This is a genomic window from Vibrio hepatarius, from assembly GCF_001274785.1.
In the GTDB taxonomy this organism is placed as follows: Bacteria; Pseudomonadota; Gammaproteobacteria; order Enterobacterales; family Vibrionaceae; genus Vibrio; species Vibrio hepatarius.
In genome coordinates this window covers 22,354-42,420 of record NZ_LHPI01000035.1, presented here as the reverse complement: position 1 = coordinate 42,420, position 20,067 = coordinate 22,354, and the positions used below count along the sequence as shown (strand labels likewise).

At 47.4% G+C, this 20,067-nt stretch carries 14 protein-coding genes; 6 read left to right on the top strand and 8 right to left on the bottom strand.

Translation table 11 applies throughout. The features are described from left to right. Window positions 1-841: 841 nt before the first annotated feature. The 5 genes from AKJ31_RS21020 (at window position 842) to AKJ31_RS21000 (ending at window position 7,332) form a co-directional block, all read left to right on the top strand. Window positions 842-2,557, top strand: coding sequence for a dipeptide ABC transporter ATP-binding protein (locus AKJ31_RS21020; RefSeq protein ID WP_053410990.1), 1,716 nt, complete (start codon window positions 842-844; stop codon window positions 2,555-2,557). Window positions 2,558-2,647: 90 nt separating this feature from the next. Then, window positions 2,648-4,198 carry an ABC transporter substrate-binding protein gene (locus tag AKJ31_RS21015; RefSeq protein ID WP_053410989.1) on the top strand — a complete coding sequence of 517 codons (1,551 nt, stop codon included), beginning with the start codon at window positions 2,648-2,650 and terminating at the stop codon, window positions 4,196-4,198. 168 nt (window positions 4,199-4,366) lie between these two features. Further along, on the top strand, window positions 4,367-5,344 hold the full coding sequence (locus tag AKJ31_RS21010) for an ABC transporter permease (protein WP_053410988.1): 978 nt from the start codon (window positions 4,367-4,369) through the stop codon (window positions 5,342-5,344). Between the two features lie 2 nt (window positions 5,345-5,346). Continuing rightward, window positions 5,347-6,285: an ABC transporter permease gene (locus tag AKJ31_RS21005; RefSeq protein WP_053410987.1), complete on the top strand. Its 939-nt coding sequence runs from the start codon at window positions 5,347-5,349 to the stop codon at window positions 6,283-6,285. A gap of 171 nt (window positions 6,286-6,456) precedes the next feature. Continuing rightward, window positions 6,457-7,332: an SPOR domain-containing protein gene (locus AKJ31_RS21000; RefSeq protein WP_416340954.1), complete on the top strand. Its 876-nt coding sequence runs from the start codon at window positions 6,457-6,459 to the stop codon at window positions 7,330-7,332. A 77-nt stretch (window positions 7,333-7,409) separates the two neighbouring features. Here the strand turns inward: AKJ31_RS21000 and AKJ31_RS20995 are convergent, their stop codons facing one another. The 7 genes from AKJ31_RS20995 to AKJ31_RS20965 form a co-directional block, all read right to left on the bottom strand. Next, window positions 7,410-9,668 (bottom strand): putative Ig domain-containing protein, encoded by a 2,259-nt coding sequence (locus tag AKJ31_RS20995; protein WP_053410985.1) that lies wholly within the window; start codon window positions 9,666-9,668, stop codon window positions 7,410-7,412. A 231-nt stretch (window positions 9,669-9,899) separates the two neighbouring features. Beyond that, window positions 9,900-11,459: a hypothetical protein gene (locus AKJ31_RS20990; protein ID WP_053410984.1), complete on the bottom strand. Its 1,560-nt coding sequence runs from the start codon at window positions 11,457-11,459 to the stop codon at window positions 9,900-9,902. Then, window positions 11,459-12,031 (bottom strand): ECF-type sigma factor, encoded by a 573-nt coding sequence (locus tag AKJ31_RS20985; protein WP_053410983.1) that lies wholly within the window; start codon window positions 12,029-12,031, stop codon window positions 11,459-11,461. The genes AKJ31_RS20990 and AKJ31_RS20985 overlap by 1 nt, the downstream gene beginning before the upstream one ends. Continuing rightward, the gene (locus tag AKJ31_RS20980; RefSeq protein ID WP_053410982.1) at window positions 12,031-13,479 is read right to left on the bottom strand and encodes a hypothetical protein; all 1,449 of its coding nucleotides are present in this window, start codon (window positions 13,477-13,479) and stop codon (window positions 12,031-12,033) included. Before AKJ31_RS20980 ends, AKJ31_RS20985 begins: the two co-directional genes overlap by 1 nt. A 3-nt stretch (window positions 13,480-13,482) precedes the next feature. After that, complete coding sequence (locus tag AKJ31_RS20975) at window positions 13,483-14,799, bottom strand: serine/threonine protein kinase (protein WP_053410981.1); 1,317 nt, start codon at window positions 14,797-14,799, stop codon at window positions 13,483-13,485. Window positions 14,800-14,989: 190 nt separating this feature from the next. Further along, a complete protein-coding gene (gorA, locus tag AKJ31_RS20970; RefSeq protein ID WP_053410980.1) occupies window positions 14,990-16,345 on the bottom strand; it encodes a glutathione-disulfide reductase in 1,356 nt (451 codons plus the stop codon). A 150-nt stretch (window positions 16,346-16,495) separates the two neighbouring features. Further along, entirely contained in the window at window positions 16,496-17,335 is an 840-nt protein-coding gene (locus AKJ31_RS20965; RefSeq protein ID WP_053410979.1) for a 23S rRNA (adenine(2030)-N(6))-methyltransferase RlmJ, read from the bottom strand. A gap of 163 nt (window positions 17,336-17,498) precedes the next feature. Here AKJ31_RS20965 and prlC point away from each other — a divergent pair, with 163 nt between their 5' ends. Then, window positions 17,499-19,541, top strand: coding sequence for an oligopeptidase A (prlC, locus tag AKJ31_RS20960; protein WP_053410978.1), 2,043 nt, complete (start codon window positions 17,499-17,501; stop codon window positions 19,539-19,541). Window positions 19,542-19,607: 66 nt separating this feature from the next. Here the strand turns inward: prlC and AKJ31_RS20955 are convergent, their stop codons facing one another. Further along, a complete protein-coding gene (locus AKJ31_RS20955) occupies window positions 19,608-20,063 on the bottom strand; it encodes a DoxX family protein (RefSeq protein ID WP_053410977.1) in 456 nt (151 codons plus the stop codon). Window positions 20,064-20,067: the final 4 nt, after the last annotated feature.

The window sequence follows — 20,067 nt, the reverse complement described above, 5'->3', positions numbered from 1 at the left end:
CTCTGTTTATGGTCGGGGTTCGCCTGATGTTCAAAATCTGGCTCTTCACCGACAACCATTGAAGCTTCAGTCGAAAGGCTGGGTCTTTTTTACATCCTAAAATTATCGATTTATCCCAATACTAAATGTCGATCTTCTTCGATAGTGAATCACTAATCGCCGCTTCTTGTTACTTCATTTTTCTTTTATGCCTTAGAGCAAATTTGCCGAATTTTCGTGAGTTGTGAGCGTTATTGCTTCTCGAGTTTCCGGCCTCTCATTGACTCACATTAAGACCATTTTCATTCGGTAGTCAGCAAGGACTTTTCGGTCTAGTGGCACATTAGGTTTGTGGTTGAAGCGGATGGTGAAATGCTAGCCGCGAGCTTGTAGCTAAAAAATTTTTGAACAGCACCAGATTCTTGGTCTATACATAAATGTATAGACAGATAATAACTCTAAGGTAATGGTTGTTTTCTGGTTGTATGTTTTGCAATTTCACTTTAAATATAGGTTTTTGTTTTATTTTTGTTAATTAAAATTTCGTTTGTGACTTGAATACTTATGCTTTTTCTTTTGGATGATCTATATAACTTGTAGCGCTAATTAATAACGCTTTATTCGGTATTTAGGCGATATTGCAAAGTGGTCTGATCAATTTTTACTTTCGCGTAATTGCATATTTATTTTGTTAAGGTGCTTGCTTTTTGCCCGATATCGAATTTTTATCCTATCTTTGTTGCTTTTTTGTGAATTATTTGCCAAATTGATGAGCTTATAAATTGTCAGGTAATAGACTGACTCGAATGGATTCACTTTTCAGACAGGGCAGAAAACTGCCGAAGCAGTAGAGGTCTGGTTAATGTCACTTTTAGAAGTTAAAAATCTTCGTATTGAGTACCCGTCTCGCCACGGTGTGCATGCTGCAGTTAAATCTCTATCGTTCAATATTGAGCGAGGAGAGATCGTCGGTGTGGTCGGCGAATCAGGTGCGGGTAAGTCAACCGTTGGTAACGCAGTTATTGATCTGCTTAGCCCTCCAGGGCGCATTGCGAGCGGCGATGTGTATCTAGATGGAGAGCTGATTTCAGGCTTGTCTCCTGAAAAGATGCGCAAAGTTCGCGGCTCGAAGATTGGTTTTATTTTCCAAGACCCGATGACGTCTCTTAATCCACTGTTCACCGTTGAACAGCAACTAAAAGAGACCATTCACGCCAATATGAACGTTTCTGATGAAGAAGCGTACAAACGTTCTCTTGCGCTGATGCAGCAAGTGGGGATTCCACAACCAGAGAACCGTTTAAAACAATATCCACACCAGTTTTCTGGTGGTATGCGCCAACGTGTGGTGATTGCTATCGCCCTCGCGGGTGAGCCAGACCTAATTATCGCCGATGAGCCGACGACGGCGCTCGACGTCTCTATCCAAGACCAAATCCTGCAATTAATTCGCGACTTGTGTATCAAGAACAATGTCGGCTGTATGTTGGTGACCCATGACATGGGTGTGGTATCCAATGTGACCGACCGTGTGGCGGTTATGTACCGCGGTGATTTGGTGGAATTTGGTCCAACTCAGAAAGTGCTGGGTACGCCAGAACACCCTTACACCCATAGCTTGATCTCTGCGGTACCGCGCTCAGACGTCAAACTCGATCGTTTCCCATTGGTGAGTTACATCGAAGAAGCAACCGAGATGGAACCGCTGGATGTAAAAAACCACTGGCTGGGTCAAAGCCAAGATCAGCGCAGTTACACAGGTGCTTTGCTTAACGTTGAAAACGTCAACCTGCGTTTTACCACTAAAGACTCTCTGTTTGAGAGCCGCCGCGAATACGTGCAGGCGTCAAATAACGTCAGCTTTGAAGTGTTTGAAGGTGAAACCTTCGGTTTGGTGGGTGAGTCAGGTTCAGGTAAGTCGACGATTGCTCGTGTTATCGCTGGTCTGTATCAGCCTAACTCTGGCCGCGTGACATTTGAAGGTATTGACCTAACCGCGCTGAAATCTGAAAAAGAGCGTCGCCCGATGCGCCGTCAAATGCAGATGGTATTCCAAAACCCTTATTCATCAATGAACCCGCGAATGAAGATTGCTGACATCATTGCCGAGCCAATTCGTTTCCACAAACTGACCAATAGCGAAGCCGAAACGAGACAGATCGTTAACGATCTACTTGATCACGTTGGTTTGGGTCGTATGGCAGGGGTGAAGTACCCGCACGAATTCTCTGGTGGTCAGCGTCAGCGTATCTCTATCGCTCGAGCTCTGGCAACGCGTCCGCGTCTGCTGATTTGTGATGAGCCTACTTCGGCACTGGACGTATCGGTTCAGGCGCAGATTCTGAACCTGTTGAAAGATCTCCAAGACGAGCTGAACCTAACCATGCTGTTTATCAGTCACGATTTACCGGTTATCCGCCAAATGTGTGACCGAGTCGGTGTGATGCAGATGGGCACACTGCTTGAAGTGGCGCCAACTGAGCAACTGTTTAAGTCACCTCAGCATGAGTACAGCAAGCAACTTATTTCGTTGATGCCTGAATTCACAGGCTTACGAGAAGAAGTAAAAACGGCGTAAGTCGTAACACTTTCCCAATGCTTGATTGGGGCAAAATAAACACAAGCAAATACAACAACTAGGGATAAATCCCGCATAAGGAGTTATGCAATGAAAACCATGAAAAGCAAACTAGCAGTGGCTTTAATGGCAGCAGGCTTAAGCTTTAGTGCAGCTGCAGCAGATATCACCATCGCGTATGATGCAGATCCAGTATCTCTTGACCCGCATGAGCAGCTATCTGGCGGCACACTGCAAATGTCTCACATGGTGTTTGATCCACTAGTGCGTTACACGCAAGATTTAGATTTTGAACCACGTCTAGCAGAGAAGTGGGAACGCGTTAACGACACTACTTTCCGTTTCCAACTACGTAAAGGCGTGAAGTTCCACTCTGGCAACGAAATGATGGCTGACGATGTGGTTTGGACATTTGACCGTCTAAAAGACTCGCCAGACTTTAAAGCTATCTTCGAACCGTACGAGAAGATGGTAAAAGTTGACGACTACACGGTTGAGCTAGTGTCAAAAGGCGCTTACCCGCTTGTTCTACAAACCGCGACTTACATCTTCCCAATGGACAGCAAGTTCTACTCAGGTACAACGGCTGACGGCAAAGATAAAGCGGAAGTTGTGAAGCACGGTAACTCTTTTGCTTCAACTAACGTTTCTGGTACTGGTCCATTTATCGTGACTGCGCGTGAGCAGGGCGTAAAAGTGGAATTTGAGCGTTTCGACGGTTACTGGGACAAAGACACAGGTAACGTTGATAAGCTAACACTCGTGCCAATCAAAGAAGACGCGACTCGTGTTGCTGCTCTTCTATCTGGTGACGTAGATATGATTGCTCCAGTAGCACCAAACGACCACCAGCGTGTAGAAAGCGCGAAAGGTGTGGATTTGGTAACGTTGCCTGGTACTCGTATCATCACGTTCCAAATGAACCAAAACAGCAACGAAGCTCTGAAAGATGTTCGCGTTCGTCAGGCGATTGTTCACGCAATCAACAACGAAGGTATCGTGAAGAAAATCATGAAAGGCTTCGCGACAGTTGCGGGTCAGCAAGGTCCTGAAGGTTACGCGGGTTACAACCCAGACCTAGTGCCACGCTACGATCTGAAGAAAGCAAAAGAGCTGATGAAAGAAGCGGGCTACGAGAAAGGCTTCACGCTGACTATGATGGCGCCAAACAACCGTTACGTGAACGATGCGAAAATCGCTCAAGCGGCGGCAGCAATGCTATCTAAGATTGGCATCAAAGTTGACCTGAAGACTATGCCGAAAGCTCAGTACTGGCCAGAGTTCGATAAGTGTGCAGCAGACATGCTTATGATTGGTTGGCACTCAGATACTGAAGATTCAGCGAACTTTACTGAATTCCTAACCATGACTCGTAACGAAGAGACAGGTAAAGGTCAGTACAACTGTGGTCACTACTCTAATGCAGAAGTGGACAAGCTAATCGAGCAGTCAAACGTAGAAACGGATCCAGCAAAACGTGCAGCGATGCTACAGAAAGTAGAAACTACGCTGTACAACGACGCGGCATTTGTTCCTCTACACTGGCAAAACCTAGCGTGGGGCGCGAAATCTAACGTTGATATCGCACCGATCGTTAACGCGATGAACTTCCCATACCTAGGTGACCTAGTTGTTAAATAACAATTAGTTAAAAATGTAATACTGGCATCCGCCCGATGCGGATGCCAGCCTCATTTTTGGTGCTTAACTTTGTTTCAGTCGGGTTAGGTGCCATTTTTAAGACTGAATATGCAATTTGAGAATCTCTCAGTTGCAGGCTGAAAACTATGGAAAGTTAAGGGGCAAGGAATGTTTTCGTTTCTGGTCAAGCGCCTGTTTCAGGCACTGATAGTGATGTTTGTGATCAGTTTAGTGGCGTTTGCCATTCAGGATAACCTGGGTGACCCGCTGCGTGAGCTTGTTGGTCAGTCTGTTTCTGAAGCGGAGCGTCAAGCTTTGCGTGATGAACTGGGCCTAAATGATCCCTTTATTGCTAAATACACTCGCTTTGTAGGCGCTGCGCTACAAGGTGACCTTGGTACATCATACTTCTTCAAACGTCCAGCGGTTGAAGTTATCTTAGACAAATTGGTCGCGACACTGGAACTGGTGTTTGGCGCTACCATCATCATTATCTTTCTCTCTATCCCACTTGGTGTCTACTCTGCGATTCATCCAAAAAGTTTCTTTACCAAAGTGGTCATGGCACTGAGTAGTGTCGGTATTTCTATCCCCGTATTCTTAACCGCCATCATGCTGATGTATGTGTTCTCGATCGAACTCGGCTGGCTGCCGTCTTATGGACGAGGGGAAACCGCCAACTGGTTGGGTTGGGAGTCGGGCTTCTTTACCCTCGATGGCTTAGCGCACCTGATCCTACCGTGTGTGGCTCTTGCTTCTATTATGTTGCCGTTGTTCATCCGTCTGGTTCGTTCTGAGATGCTGGAAGTGCTGAGCTCGGAATACATCAAATTCGCTAAAGCGAAAGGTTTGGCGCTAAACAAAATCTATTACCAACATGCACTGAAGAACACCATGCTGCCGGTACTTACCGTCGGTGGTGTACAGATCGGTACAATGGTGGCTTACACCATCCTGACTGAAACGGTATTCCAGTGGCCAGGTACTGGTTTCCTTTTCCTTGAAGCGATCAACCGCGTTGATACGCCTTTGATTACCGCTTACGTTATTTTCGTTGGCCTTATCTTCGTGGTTACCAACACGATTGTTGACTTGCTATACGGATTGATTAACCCAACGGTGAACCTAACAGGAAAAGGAGCATAACCATGAGCCAATTAGCTGCAGCTCCTTCTCGTTGGGAGCGTTTTAAACAATCAGATTTTCTTTACTACTTTAAGCGCGATAAAGTCGCGATGGCGAGTTTTAGCATCTTTATGATGTTCTTGGTGATGGCGTTAGCCGCGCCTCTCATCGCACCGACTGACCCGTATGATCTGGTTTCTATCGATATTATGGATTCTGAGCTGCCACCATCTTGGATGGAAGGCGGTGACGAACGCTTTGTACTAGGTACCGATGAGCAAGGTCGTGACATTCTTTCGACGATTCTTTATGGCTCACGCCTGTCACTGACGATTGGCTTCTTAGCGGTAGGTCTACAACTGCTGTTAGGTATCGTGATCGGTCTGTCGGCGGGTTACTTTGGTGGCCGTATCGATAGCTTCCTAATGCGCTTTGCCGATGTTCAGCTATCGTTCTCAACCATGATGGTCGCGATCATTGTATCGGCTATCTTTAAAGCGAGCTTCGGTAGTGATTTCTACAGTCAGTACGCGGTGGTGATGTTGGTGGTGATCATCGGTGTGGCTGAATGGCCGCAATACGCGCGTACTATTCGTGCGTCCGTATTGGCTGAGAAGAAGAAAGAATATGTAGAAGCGGCGCGAGTAATGGGCTTTAAAGCTCCGCGCATCATGTTCCGCCATATTCTGCCAAACTGTTTATCACCGATCTTGGTTATCTCAACCGTTCAGGTAGCAAACGCGATCATGTCAGAAGCGGCACTTTCTTTCCTCGGTTTGGGCTTGCCAGTTGACCAGCCTTCGCTAGGTGCCCTGATCAGTATCGGCTTTAACTACATCTTCTCTGGTGCTTGGTGGATTACCGCTTTCCCTGGTGTTGTTCTTGTGACACTGGTATTGGTGATCAACTTGCTTGGTGACTGGCTACGCGATGTATTTAACCCGAAAATCTACAAAGGGTGATCTAAGCCTAAGATTTAGTTGCAAAAACCTTTCTACACTAAGAGCCGTAACTTATTACGGCTCTTTTTTTGCATTCTAATTATTGCAGCGGAGCCGATAAATCCACGACAATATCGAAACGCTCGAATACCTAAACAGGACTGAGTAAGGACTAGGGAAACGAAAATGACGATGCGAAAGCGACCTTTAGTGAACATCTTGAGTATTTCGACACTGTTGATGGTGATGACACCTGCGCCGACGTTGGCAAAAGAATTCTTGTGCGATGCGACTCAAGCATCGACGACGCAGTTACCTCAGTTAGATAAAAGCTGTCCAATTGGTAAAGGTTTATGGGGCAAGCAGAAGCCAAAGCATCAAGACTCACAATTTTGGATTCAGTGCGGCATCTACAATAAGCCACTGGCTCTTGATAAGGCGAAAAAACTTTATCAACGTATTTCCACCGACGTGTGGATGAAGCCGGAAGATAAAGGTTATCGCTGCCTAATTGGCCCATATGCCACGTTTGCCCAAGCAAAAAATGAGCTGGTTCAGGTAAAAAAACAACCGGGTTACAAAGAAGCGTTTATTCGTGAGGTATCGGGAAAAATCGAGCACAGTAAACCTGCTCGTCCGGCGAAAGAAAAGCGCCCACCAGCGAAGAAAGTCACGACGACTAAAATGGTGACTCAACCAGCGCGTAAGACAACGTCAACACCTGCAAACGTCAAAACCGATATCTCTATCCGTTTGCAAACGTCACTCAACAATACCGAATACAAAGTCCCTTATATTTTGTTTAGTGATGACCTGTTCTACATGGAACACGAGTTACCGTGGAATCGTATGAGTTATGACGGCGCGTACAAAACCTGTCGACAGCTCGGCATGCGTTTAGCCAACCCGCAAGAATGGAAAGTGCTGTTGGATTCAAAAGTGATGGAAAAAGACAACTGGCCAATTCATCTGCCATATTGGGGCGCAGAACATACCGGACTATTTTATAACGGTAAGGTTAACCAGCTAAAAGGCAGTTCACGACTCAACGTCATGTGTGTGAAGTAGGCTGACTTTAATATTGAAACCAAGAAGATAAAATAAAGCCCCGCAATGCGGGGCTTTGTGTTTTATTTAGTCAGTGATTACTCGGTGTCACCAATGCCAGTCCATTCGATATTGAACTTGATGGCTTCAATGTATTCGCCTTGAGCGCCTTTCACTCTGCCAATGATGCTGTAAACGTTTCCTACCGTCAGCGCTGGTAGGTCAAAGTCAACCGCTGCATGTTTGATCATAGCGCCGTTAGGACCACTGTCTTCTTCACCAGTAAAGCACTCTATCGGGCTGCCGTCCCAATCTGTTGAAACTACTGTACCAATGTCTTTACCAGTAAATTCAAATTGATAGAAGAACTCTCTAACTTCGCTACAAGTAAAGTCCTTATTGTCGATATCAAAGAACACATTGGCATCCATTACGTTGTTATCGTGTGAAGCGACATAGTCTGTCATCGACACCGTGATTCTGCCCAGATCATAGTTAGGGTATTGCTCGGCTGGTAAGTACATACCAAAGCTACGACCGTCTGGGCCTACATCCGATTTGATAGTTAGGCGTTTATCTGCATCGGCTTTGTTGCTGAAGTAAGTGTAGCGCTCTCCGGAGCCGTCGTTTGTATCACGGTAAACAACGGTTTGTGCGCCAGAAGAAATAGCATCCGCAGAACCTTTTACTTCGATAGCTAGCGTTTCAGTAAAAGCTTGGCCATCTTCGAAACCATTGAAAGTCGCGACTAAGGTGCCATCTGTAATAACATAAGATGCCCCTTCCATTGGTGTTTCTGCAACAGAACATGAGGTTAGGTTGTCGATAGTACGTTGGTTGCCATAGATAACATTGTCTTCGAAGCGAATCGAATCACACCAAATGCTGCTGTAGCTATTCTCGCCATTACCGTCAGAGCTGCCATGGTCCAGTCGGTACCACGTTTTGCCTTCTAGAGGGTGAACTGGCTCTACTGGTGTGCCTTCGGCGATAGCAGGTAGTTCAAACATTACGTATGACTCACCTGCATTAACGCTGTCTTTGGCGTAAACGTATAGGTGTTCAGCCCCTGCTTCTGCTGAGTTAGGGACTGGACCATCGAATGAAACGCTGCCGTTGCCATCAACATGAACTTGGAAGCCTGTCTCTACACCACCGTTTTTGCTTAGAGAACTAAGTACTCGGTAAGTCAGAAGGTCTGAGTCTGCATCGTCAAATAGCGTTGAGATGTTTAATGTATCAACAGGTTGCTCACCCTCGACCCAGTGCCAAGCATCGACTTCGGCTTGTAGTTGAGCTTTTACATCTTCGTTGACCACTGGTGCTGTGTTTGGCGCTTCAACCGTTACTGTGAAGGTTAGTGGGTAAGAGCGCGCTTTATGCTCATCAGTCGCAAACACTTGGTAGGTAAATACGCCTGCAGATTCTGGAGTGCCGCTGATCGCGCCAGTTGTCGAGTTAATCGACAAACCATTTAGTCCATTCGCTAGTTTTAGCGCTTTTAACTCGTATGTTAGCGTGTCAGCGTCAATATCGGTAAATGATGCAGTGAATGATGTAATAGCATCGCCTAGCACGACTGTGATTGGCTCGATCGTCTGAGAACTTGTTGGGCGATGGTTTTTCTCAACTACAATAGGACTGTCATCTGTTGGTACGGTAATAACAGGTGCAAAATCGGTCATATCACCTTTGTTTTCGATAATATCGTTCGCTTCTTTCGCAACAAGATCGGCAACTTCAAGCTGCTTCTCAACATCGATATCAGCGTTATCAACCAGCGCTTCACCGATTGCATTTAGCGCTTGAGCTTCTTTCGATTCGTCTGCTTTTGCGATGTAGTCGCCAAAAATCATCGAAGCGTCTACGTTAAGGCCCGATTGAGTTAACTTGGCAACCACTTCTTCTTTTGCCGCTTTCTTCGCCGCTACAACGTCCAATGTTGGATCACTGGCTAGCTGCTTAGCAACCTTGCTAACCACCATGTTGGTCATTGGGTTCACAACGCTTGAACCTGACGTAGACGCTAACGAGAAGGTCTCTGTTACGATACCGCGCGTCGTATCTTCCGTTTGACCTGCGATTGCTTGAATAAAGACCGTTTGCGATTTGTACTCTTCAGGAAGGGTAAACTTGCCGTATTCGTTAGTCACCACATCCAGTTTCGTATCTTCACCGGTGTCTAGAACCAAGTTCTCGTTGGTATCTACCCATACTGCGGCATTTTTCAAGTAACCATCAATGGCAGTGATCTCTAGGCCACTTTGTGCTGTTGATGTGTTGTCGCTACCTGAACCACCGCCACAACCAGTAAGTGCTATAGCCACTGACGCTGCTAGCAAACTCATTTTTTTCATTCTGAATGTTCCTTTTTCAAAGGTTAGTTGTCTGTGTTTTGAACCGCCAAAACTAAAACGAAAGTTTAGTTAGCTGATAAATGAGTCACTTTGTAGGACTTTACGGAGGAGAAAACAAGGCACGAAAAACAGCGAAAAACCCGTAAAATTATTTGCATAAATTTGCTCGGATTTATTTCGCTGAATTATGCAACCATCTGAGAGGGCTGTGACGTGGCTAGCGGAGTCAGGTTAGTTTGGATGTGAGTAGATCAGGTTTAACTTAATTTCTTCTACGTGCTCGGCAAATTCAGGCTTCGGGCGCAAAATGTAACTGTATACCTCGCCCGAGAGTAGCTCATCGTATGGCGAGTAGTTAAGGTCAAACGCTAAGGATATTTGGCCTGTGGTTAAGTTGCTGGTGTACTCATGACAGTCGATATTGTAAGTCGGGTCGTAGGGATACGGAGAGGTGATGATATCGATCTGATAATCGCCCTGACCAGCGATGACATGGCTGTTGTACCAGAAGGCGACATCGACACAGCGCAGACTCTGTTGGTAAGTACGCAGATTGAGGTCGGAATCGATGGTCTCACCAAAAGGCCCCACAACCTCAGTATTGTGGTTGTAGATAAAGTTGCCGATTTCGCTCACCAGATACTCGCCGTTCCGTAGTGGCAGTAGGTAGTCAAAAAAGGCGATCTGGTACAGATATCGACCAGTAGGCGCGTTGATACGTTGCTCCATCGCTGAGCGACTCTTTTGCATGGTATAGCTTTCAAACTGCTTGCCGTCGTATACGCTGACAAAATAGTTTTCGACTTCCGGGTGTTTGATTGAGGCGTACTGTTTTTTTAGCGTCCAGGTTTGCTCTGCATCGAACGATGAGCGTCGGCTGGATACAATTAGGTCGTCTCCGTTCACTACGTAATTGCCAATCTTTTGCAAACGGTCTTCATTGGGGCATTGGGTTTTGTTGGTTGATGCGGCGTAATAAACGTCTTTCTGGATAAACTTGAATGCCTCGCAATACACCACTTCATAAGGAGTCGATTGCCCCGCTAAGTTGCTGGTGGTTTCAAGGCGGTAAACCGTTTCGCCTTCTAAAGGGTGACGAAAAAGCTGACTTGGGCTAATCAACGGCAGGTCAAAGTGTACCGACACCCATGCATCTTCTTCAACGCCGTGGTGGTCATCACGCGCGGAGATGGTCAGTTTTGGAACGACAGTGGCGGCGGGGATCCCTTTAAGCTCTAGCGTGGAGGTTCCCGTGAGTTTCACGCCCGAGAGAGTCAACTCAATGCGTTTGGATAAGAAGTCATGCTCAGGGTCATCGAACAAGTCTGCCGCCCATAAGCTTAGTTTGGTTGGTTTGCCTTCGATAAGCTCCCAACTCGATATCTCGCTCTCAATACGTAAATAGGCGTCTTGATTGAGGACCGGTTTGCTATTGTCATCCGCTGCAACCAGTTCGTTTGGTTTGGCCGTGATGGCGTGCGTCTGTGTGCGACTATCGATATGGTGCGGAGTGAGTGGTTCACCGGGTATTACATTGAACTCAGCCGGTTGCGTTGGCTCTGCCGCTGGCGTTATATCCTCTGCTACATCTAGCGTCAATTCTGGTGTGGCTGCCGAATGGGTAGAGTCATTGTAGAGTGGAAACGACGAAGAATGCTGACGGCTTTTATGTACATCGACCTCAGATAGCGGTTCTGTGTAGGGTGGTGTTGTGCCGCTGGTTGTTTCGGTCTGTAGCCAAGCGAATACGCCTAGTGTGATGGCTAGGCTGGTCAGGGTTCTTTTCTTCATCAGGATGCGATTCGAGACTGTAGCCAACTGCGCGAGAACTTCAGGTCTTTTTCAATCAGGCTGTTGCTGCATTCCAACAGGCGACTGATCTCCTGATTCTTGAGTCCCATTAGGTACTTCAGTTTCAGCGCGTTGGATTGCCTAGGATAGCGAACACTGAAGTTATCCAGCGCCTGATCGAGAGAAATCAACTGTTCGAATTTAGTGTCGTTGCTGGATTCTGTGGTTAATCGCTGCTGCCTTTTTTGTGCCTGATGTGCACGTGCGTTATCGATGAGGATTTGGCGCATGACTTTAGACGCCATCAAATAGAACTCCTTTTGGGAGCTTAGGTCGTTAAGCTCAGAGCCAGACATCTTGAGGTATGCTTCGTGGATCAGGGCCGTGGTGCTGTTGACGCTGTCAGCCAGTACTTTGTTTTCATCGCCGTATTTCTTCGCACTACGGGCTCGCTCTTGTTGGGCAATTTTCCTTAACTGTAAATACGCGAACTGATACAGCTGATTCTCCGCTTGTTTGTCGCCAGACTGCCATTGATTGATGATTTGGGTCAATGAGGTCAGAGGTTCCACTATATGTTCTCCTTAACTTTTACATATTCGGAAATGGCGTACGTGTTGAGTTGATCACTTCCATCCTGTGCTCGGGACAGGGTTTGTTGGTAGCGGTATAAAATACCTTTGTCCCAATGCTCTCCAGCAGGGAGGTATTCCCAAGTGGTGTACAACGGCTTGGGTTGTGGCGGTAAATACCAACGTACAACGATATTGAGTTGCTCGATAGAGGCGGTGCGAGAAGTGCTGTCGATCCACCACATATCGGCGTACTGCTGCGTCACATCCATGCTGTAGCGATTAGTATCGGTAGGGCATTGCTCTTGGGTGAGCTCCGCTTGTTTTACCGTGCTGTTTTCTATCAGTAAGCAGCTTTCTTGTATTTGCTTATCGGCGTAGTCAGTCTTTCGCCAGATACCTTGGTAAGCGAGCTGACTGCGCTTTTCTTCTGGGTAGGTGAACCAGATGTCTTCGCCTTTATTCGGGTGATGAACTTGGGGTTTTTTACCCAGGCCTTGCGACTTTTCCATCAACAGTTGTGCCGTTGGGTCAAAGTTGATCGCGATCGAGCGGTATTTCCAGTCTCCCTCATCGTCATAATTGTCGATTGAGAAACCATTTAGGTCATTACGGGTGCAGCCGCGGGAGGCACATTCAAAGGTGCCAAAATCATCTGGGAAATCAGACAGCTTAGTGGTGATCACTTGTGGGTTATCACTTGGACGAATCTGGCAACCAAAGAAATGGTCACCGATACTCGGATATTCGATGATTTCGCTTTCAGTTAATCGATAAGTCACTTCACCGATAGGCGGCTGATACCTTGGATGATTACGCAGTCTCAGGTCATAAGCGCAGATACGACCATTCACATCGCGCTTTTTGATCACCACGTTGGTCAATCTGCGGTTTAGCGGCTCAAAGATAACGTCGTCTGATTGGAAGTTATCTTGGATAAACTGCTGGCTCTCATTGAGGTGTGCGACCGCTTCTTCCATTGACGCCAGTGTACTTAGTCCGAGACGTTGCATGTCTTCTTCAAGTAGCTGGTTCAGGTCAAGAGTCTTCAGTCCAGATTGGAAAGTAGCGTCACTGAGTTGCGAGTCGAGCAGTAAGATTTCTTGGCGGTTTTCAGGTGTACTATCAAGTGAGAGCAACAAGCGCGTGATGTTAATGCTGCGACTTGGCTTGGTCGATATCATCGTTGGGGTGATGATTTCTTGTGCTGATACAGTCGAGAGTAAATAGCTGTTTTCATCTTTGCCAAGGAAAAAACTGATCACATCACCAGAGCGGTATTGAAACGCGCCTTTGTCCGTTTTCCCCGATAGCTCGGAGCTGGTTTTGTAATACAAGCCAGAGACGGGGGAATCGATGAAATAGCCCGTATGAACCTCCGCGTTGTTTGCGTAGGCAAGGGTAGAGAGTAGTAAGCCGACAAGCGGCAGAGTTCGAAGTGGCTTCATAAATTACGACTGACTTGTTGAAGAGTCTGCTGCTTTTTCTTCGATGGGCGTCATCATCACGAGCAGCAGTTTTTGCTTAATATGTCTAGGGATATCGGGATTCGATAAGATGCGTCTTCGGGTGGCATCGACCACCATATGCAGCGGCATGTTTTGTGCTGCTTGCGTTTTGGAATGAAACATCATGCTGGAGACTTCAAAAATCATGTTCTCAGCGACGAGTTTCTCCCTCTCTAGCTGACGATTTTTATTGACCAATGCGCTGGAGAAGAACATCCCAGAAACCGCAAGAGTGAGGCACAAAGTGCAAGTCAGTGGATGGCGTTGAAATAAACGCAGCGACGGATAAAAAGGGATATGTTGGCGCAAAGAAACGGGCCGCTTGGTCAACACAGCTTCGATGTCTCGGCGCATCAGTTTTACACACGAATAGCGGGCGACAATCTTGGTTTGGGTGGCTTTTCTCTGAATCGACAGTAAGTCAGAGAATCGCTTTTCCTCCGGGAACAACCAGGTCAGCAGTTTACCCAAGGAGTAAATATCGCTGGCTGCGCCAATACTGCATCCAGCTTGTTGCTCTGGACTGGCGTATTCTTTACTAAAAGCAAGCAAGCCTTCGCTCGCACTGCCGCTCTGTTCTGACGCTTTTTGAGTCAGGTTAAAATCAATCAGTTTTACGTGGTGCAACCCATCAATAAGGATGTTTTCTGGTTTTAGATCGCCGTGGACGACGCCTTGTTGATGAGCGTGTTCGATAGCACTACACAGCTGGACGAACAGACGCAACTTCTCGCGTTTGCTCAGTGAATGCGTCGCCAGGTAAGTATCGAGCGACTCGCCCTCAACTTGTTCCATCACAATGTAAACATCGTCGTTATGAATACCGCCATCAAAGACTTTAGCAATGTGTGGATGACTGAGTTTCGCCAGTAGCTGCGCTTCATCAAACAAGGCGCGGTTACCGAAGATTTGGCTGAGGTCTGATTGGAGGAATTTGATCGCCAGTTGTTGCTCGAAAGTCTGATCGGCGCGATAGGCTGCGTAAACGACACCTAATCCACCTCGGCCCAATTCGTGCAAAATATGGTATTTGTCGATGTGCTGACCGGAGTAGTCGCACTCTGCGAAAGCGCCGTTCAATAGAGAAAGCTGGAATATATCCTCAACGTATTCCGCATCTTCCGCGTCGACTAACGCCGAAACCTGTTTATATAAGTCAGGGGCGTTAATTTTCAGCTGTTTGAGGGCGTCGGATTTTTGCTTATCGTCGAGGTCTAATAACGAGTAGTAGATCTCGGTCTTTGTTGAATCTAGCTTCACTGCACTTTGGCTAATATTTATAATTCTTAGCGAAGTGTATTAAAAATTGGAATGAGAATCTCGGAATTTTCTTATTTTTGAGTTGGTTGCTGCAATTGGATACAAAAAAGCAGCCTAAGTTGGCTGCTTTTTAAACATAAGCGTAACGAACTATGAATGCGTTACTTAAGCGTATTGATATATCTATCGATTAACGCATCGTTACGAATTCTTCGCTGCCCGTTGGGTGGATAGCGACAACCGAATCGAAGTCCGCTTTGGTTGCGCCCATCTTCATCGCTACGCCAAAGCCTTGGATCATTTCATCGACAGTGAAACCGATGCCGTGTAGACCAACCACCGTTTCTTCTTCGCCTGCACAAACCAGTTTCATCTTACACGGTTGACGGTGTTTGGTGACTGCGGTGTACATCGCGGTGAAGCCTGAAGTGTAGACTTTGACGTTGTCTTTGCCGTACTTCTCTTCCGCTTCTTGAGTCGTTAGACCGATAGTGCCGATTGGTGGGTGGCTGAATACCACTGTTGGTACAAGGTCGTAGTCCATTTTCGCGTTTGGCTTGTTGTTGAACAGACGCTCAGACAGTTGACGACCCGCTTTTACCGCTACTGGAGTTAGCTCGATACCGCCTTCCATGATGTCGCCAACACAGTAGATGCCAGGTACGTTGGTTTGCTGGTATTCATCGACTTTGATGTAGCCTTTGTCGTTGGTTGCCACACCGGTTGATGCTAGGTTGATCGCGTCTGTTGCTGGGTGACGGCCGATCGCCCAGATTAACTGGTCAACGTTTTGGCTCTCACCGTTTTCTAGGTGCAGAGTCAGGCTGCCGTCTGCTTCTTTGATGATTTCTTTTGGTACAGAGTGGGTGTGCAGTTTTGGACCTTCAGCATCCATCACTTCAACCAACGTCTCGATGATCATTGGGTCAAAGCTGCGCAGTGGTGACTCTTTACGTACAAATAGGTGCGTTTCAGTGCCTAGTGCGTGCAGTACGCCAGCGATTTCTACCGCGATGTAACCTGCGCCAACAACGGCTACGCGTTTTGGTTGCTCTGCTAGGTCGAAGAAACCGTTTGAATCGATGCCGTATTCAGCGCCCGGAATGTTAGGGATAGTTGGACGACCACCAACGGCGATCAGGATATGATCCGCCGTGTAGTGTTCACCGTTTACTTCTACGGTTTTCTCGTCAACAAACTTAGCAAAGCCTTTGATAACGTTAACTTTGTTGTTGCCCAACACGCGGTCGTAAGATTGGTGGATGCGACCAATGTACGCCTGACGACTCTCAACCAGCTTGCTCCAGTCGAAGCCTTTTACGTCAACGTCAAAACCGTAGTCTTCTGCGTACAGGTTCATCGCTTCTGCGATTTGTGCGCCGTGCCACATCACTTTCTTAGGCACACAACCAACGTTTACGCACGTACCACCAAGGTCTTGAGCTTCGATAAGCGCTACTTTAGCACCGTACATTGCCGCGCGGTTTGCTGATGCGATACCGCCGCTGCCGCCGCCGATACAGATATAGTCAAAATGAGTCGCCATTACTTTCTCCGTTTATCTAGGGGCGAGGGCAGGGTTTCACTGTTGTGAGGCCGCAAGCTCCCTGAGAGTTTAAATGTGGTTTATCTTTTATATTGAGGATGAATCGGTTGAACTCAATCCATCCTGTGTAAATACTGCAGTTGCTGATTGTTACTCAGGAACAATCCAATCTACTTTCCAATGACCGGTTGCCGGCGCAATTGCTTCCTTAAGGAAAGGCAAAATTTCTTTCATTTGGCTTTCCAGCTTCCACGGTGGGTTGATGACTATCATGCCAGAAGCCGTCATGCCGTGCTCGTTGGTGTCCGGTGCAACGCCTAATTCAATTTGTAAGATTTTGCGAATGCCTAGGCCTTCCAGTCCTTCGATCATATCTTCGATATCGTGACGATTGACCACTGGATACCAAATCGCGTAGATGCCGGTTGCCCAGCGTTTGTGGCTTTGCCAGATCGCTTGCACGACATCGCGGTACTCTTTTGCCAGTTCGTACGGTGGGTCAATCAGCACCAAACCGCGGCGCTCTTGTGGTGGCAAGCTCGCTTTCAGGCGCTTAAAACCATCTTCTTTGTAAATGCTGACCTGGCGATCACGATGAAACTCTTGTTCGAGCAACGGGTAATCGCTTGGGTGCAATTCAGTCAACACCATGCGGTCTTGCTTACGGAGCTGCGCACGCGCGACACGCGGTGAGCCCGGGTAGTAACGCAGTTTGTCGCCGTTGTTGAGCGCTTTGATTGAATCTAGGTAGCTTTCAATTTCCGCTGGGATCTGTGTTTGCTCCCAAACACGCGCGATACCTTGCTTGTATTCGCCAGTTTTTTCTGACCATTCGTGAGTAAGATCGTATCGACCAACACCAGAATGGGTATCGTGGTAGACAAAAGGCTTATCTTTTTGTTTCAGGGCATCAAGGATAAGGCTTTGAACAATATGCTTTATTACGTCAGCGTGGTTACCCGCGTGAAAGCTGTGGCGATAACTTAACAAAATATTTCTCTCAGAATCGGTGCGAGGAGCATTATGAATAATTGGACCTTAGTATACGTTACTATTGAAAATTGCTGAACCTACCTATATTTACTATCTAAGATGAATAATTCATAACAGCGAGGATCGCTAGGATACCTCACTGAATCAAAAGGAATCTTATATGTCTAACCCACTACTGACTTTTACGGACCTGCCGCCGTTTTCTCAGATTAAACCCGAGCACGTAAAACCAGCGGTAGAGCAGGCGATTGCCGACTGTCGCGCTAAGATTGAGCAAGTGCTAGAAGGCAACACGTCGCCAAGCTGGGAAAACTTGGTTGCCCCAATCGAAGAGGTAGATGACCGTCTAAGCCGTATTTGGTCACCGGTGAGTCATATGAACTCGGTAGTGAACAGCGACGAGCTACGTGAAGCGTACGAAAGCTGTCTGCCACTGTTGTCAGAATACGGCACTTGGGTTGGACAACATAAGGGCTTGTTTGAAGCGTACAAAGCGCTGAAAGCGGATAAGTCTTACGAGTCGCTCTCTCAGGCGCAAAAGAAAACCATCACTGATGCGCTGCGTGACTTTGAATTGTCTGGCATCGGCTTACCGGCTGACCAGCAGCATCGCTACGGTGAAATCAGCAAGCGTATGTCGGAGCTAGGCTCTAAGTTCTCAAATAACGTGCTGGACGCGACCATGGGTTGGACCAAGCACATTCGCGATGAAAAAGAGTTGGCAGGTATGCCAGAATCGGCGCTGGCAGCAGCAAAAGCCGCTGCGGAAGCTAAAGAGCTGGACGGCTATTTACTAACGCTTGATATCCCGTCTTACCTTCCAGTCATGACTTACTGTGACAACCAAGAGCTGCGTAAAGAGCTATACGAAGCGTATGTGACGCGTGCCTCTGACCGTGGTCCGAATGCTGGTGAGTGGGACAACAGCGAAATCATCAACGAGCAATTGAAACTGCGCCATGAAATCGCGCGTATGCTCGGTTTTAACACCTTCAGTGAAAAGTCACTCGCGACCAAGATGGCAGAAAGCCCGTCTCAGGTATTGAGCTTCCTAAATGACTTGGCAAGCAAAGCAAAACCGCAAGGTGAGCGCGAAGTAGAAGAGTTGCGTCAGTTTGCCAAGAGCGAATGCGGCGTTGAAGAACTCAACCTATGGGACATCGCCTACTACAGCGAAAAGCAAAAGCAGAAGCTGTTCCAGATTTCAGACGAAGAGCTACGCCCTTACTTCCCAGAAGCGAAAGTCGTCAGTGGTTTGTTTGAAGTCTTGAAGCGCGTGTTTGGTATGTCGGTCAAAGAACGTGAAGGCGTTGATACTTGGCATGAATCGGTGCGCTTCTTCGATATCTTTGACGCGGACGGCAAATTGCGCGGTAGCTTCTACCTAGACCTCTACGCCCGTGAACACAAACGTGGCGGCGCGTGGATGGACGAATGTCGTGTGCGCCGCATCAATGCTGATGGCGAACTGCAGTCACCGGTTGCGTACCTAACCTGTAACTTCAACCGTCCGGTTGGCGACAAACCTGCGTTATTCACCCACGACGAAGTGGTGACGCTGTTCCACGAATTTGGTCACGGTATCCACCATATGTTGACTCAAGTTGAGACTGGTTCTGTCTCGGGCATTAACGGTGTTCCATGGGATGCGGTGGAGCTACCAAGTCAATTCCTTGAGAACTGGTGTTGGGAAGAAGACGCGCTGGCGTTTATCTCGGGCCATTACGAAACAGGTGAGCCGTTACCAAAAGAGATGCTAGACAAGATGCTAGCGGCGAAGAACTTCCAGTCGGCGATGTTTATTTTGCGTCAGCTTGAGTTCGGTCTGTTTGACTTTACCCTGCACACCGAGTTCGACCCAGAAGTCGGTCCGCGAGTACTGGAAACGCTGGCGGAAGTGAAGTCAAAAGTGGCGGTATTGCCAAGCCTAGAGTGGAATCGTTTCTCTCACAGCTTTAGCCACATTTTTGCTGGTGGTTACAGCGCGGGTTACTACAGCTACTTGTGGGCAGAAGTGCTGTCTTCAGATGCGTTCTCTCGCTTTGAAGAAGAAGGCATTTTCAACGCAGAAACCGGCAAGAGCTTCCTCAATAACATCCTGGAAATGGGTGGCAGTGAAGAGCCGATGGAGTTGTTCAAGCGCTTCCGTGGTCGCGAACCACAAATCGACGCTTTGCTGCGTCACGCTGGTATCAGCGCCTAACACCGATAAACAAAATAGCAATGCCCTCAATATCGAGGGCATTGTTTTATCTCATCGTTGGTAGGGTTAACGCGTGAGGCGTTTTTTCAACAGATGATCGATAGAGAAAGGTCCAGCTCCCCAGACAATCACCACTAACATCATCAACCCCCAAAGCTGGTGGTCATGGAATCCGCGCTCCCATAGCAGCGGGTATGACACTACCGCGATGATATTGAAGACGAATAAAATCGCGCTCATAGGGCGGGTCAATAATCCCAAAGCGACAAAGATGGGTAAGACTAACTCAGCGGCAGTACCGAGATAAGCGGCGAGCTGCCAAGGTAACAGCGGCACTTGGTATTCATACTCAAACAAAAACAGCGTGCTATCCCAAGTGGCGATCTTCGTCAGTCCAGAATTAAAAAACACATAAGCGACCCATAAGCGGCAAAACAGTAGCAACAAGGGAACAAAAAGGGTTTGAGCTTTGCCAATCAGCGAGTCGTAGCGGGCAATGGTGTTCTTGATGGCAGTCGACATAGTT

Coding starts and splice junctions, on each gene's coding strand:
- gorA (WP_053410980.1), bottom strand. CDS start 16,345: ATGGCGACTCATTTTGACTATATCTGTATCGGCGGCGGCAGCGGCGGT.
- prlC (WP_053410978.1), top strand. CDS start 17,499: ATGTCTAACCCACTACTGACTTTTACGGACCTGCCGCCGTTTTCTCAG.
- AKJ31_RS21005 (WP_053410987.1), top strand. CDS start 5,347: ATGAGCCAATTAGCTGCAGCTCCTTCTCGTTGGGAGCGTTTTAAACAA.
- AKJ31_RS21000 (WP_416340954.1), top strand. CDS start 6,457: ATGCGAAAGCGACCTTTAGTGAACATCTTGAGTATTTCGACACTGTTG.
- AKJ31_RS21010 (WP_053410988.1), top strand. CDS start 4,367: ATGTTTTCGTTTCTGGTCAAGCGCCTGTTTCAGGCACTGATAGTGATG.
- AKJ31_RS21015 (WP_053410989.1), top strand. CDS start 2,648: ATGAAAACCATGAAAAGCAAACTAGCAGTGGCTTTAATGGCAGCAGGC.
- AKJ31_RS20955 (WP_053410977.1), bottom strand. CDS start 20,063: ATGTCGACTGCCATCAAGAACACCATTGCCCGCTACGACTCGCTGATT.
- AKJ31_RS21020 (WP_053410990.1), top strand. CDS start 842: ATGTCACTTTTAGAAGTTAAAAATCTTCGTATTGAGTACCCGTCTCGC.
- AKJ31_RS20990 (WP_053410984.1), bottom strand. CDS start 11,459: ATGAAGAAAAGAACCCTGACCAGCCTAGCCATCACACTAGGCGTATTC.
- AKJ31_RS20995 (WP_053410985.1), bottom strand. CDS start 9,668: ATGAAAAAAATGAGTTTGCTAGCAGCGTCAGTGGCTATAGCACTTACT.
- AKJ31_RS20980 (WP_053410982.1), bottom strand. CDS start 13,479: ATGAAGCCACTTCGAACTCTGCCGCTTGTCGGCTTACTACTCTCTACC.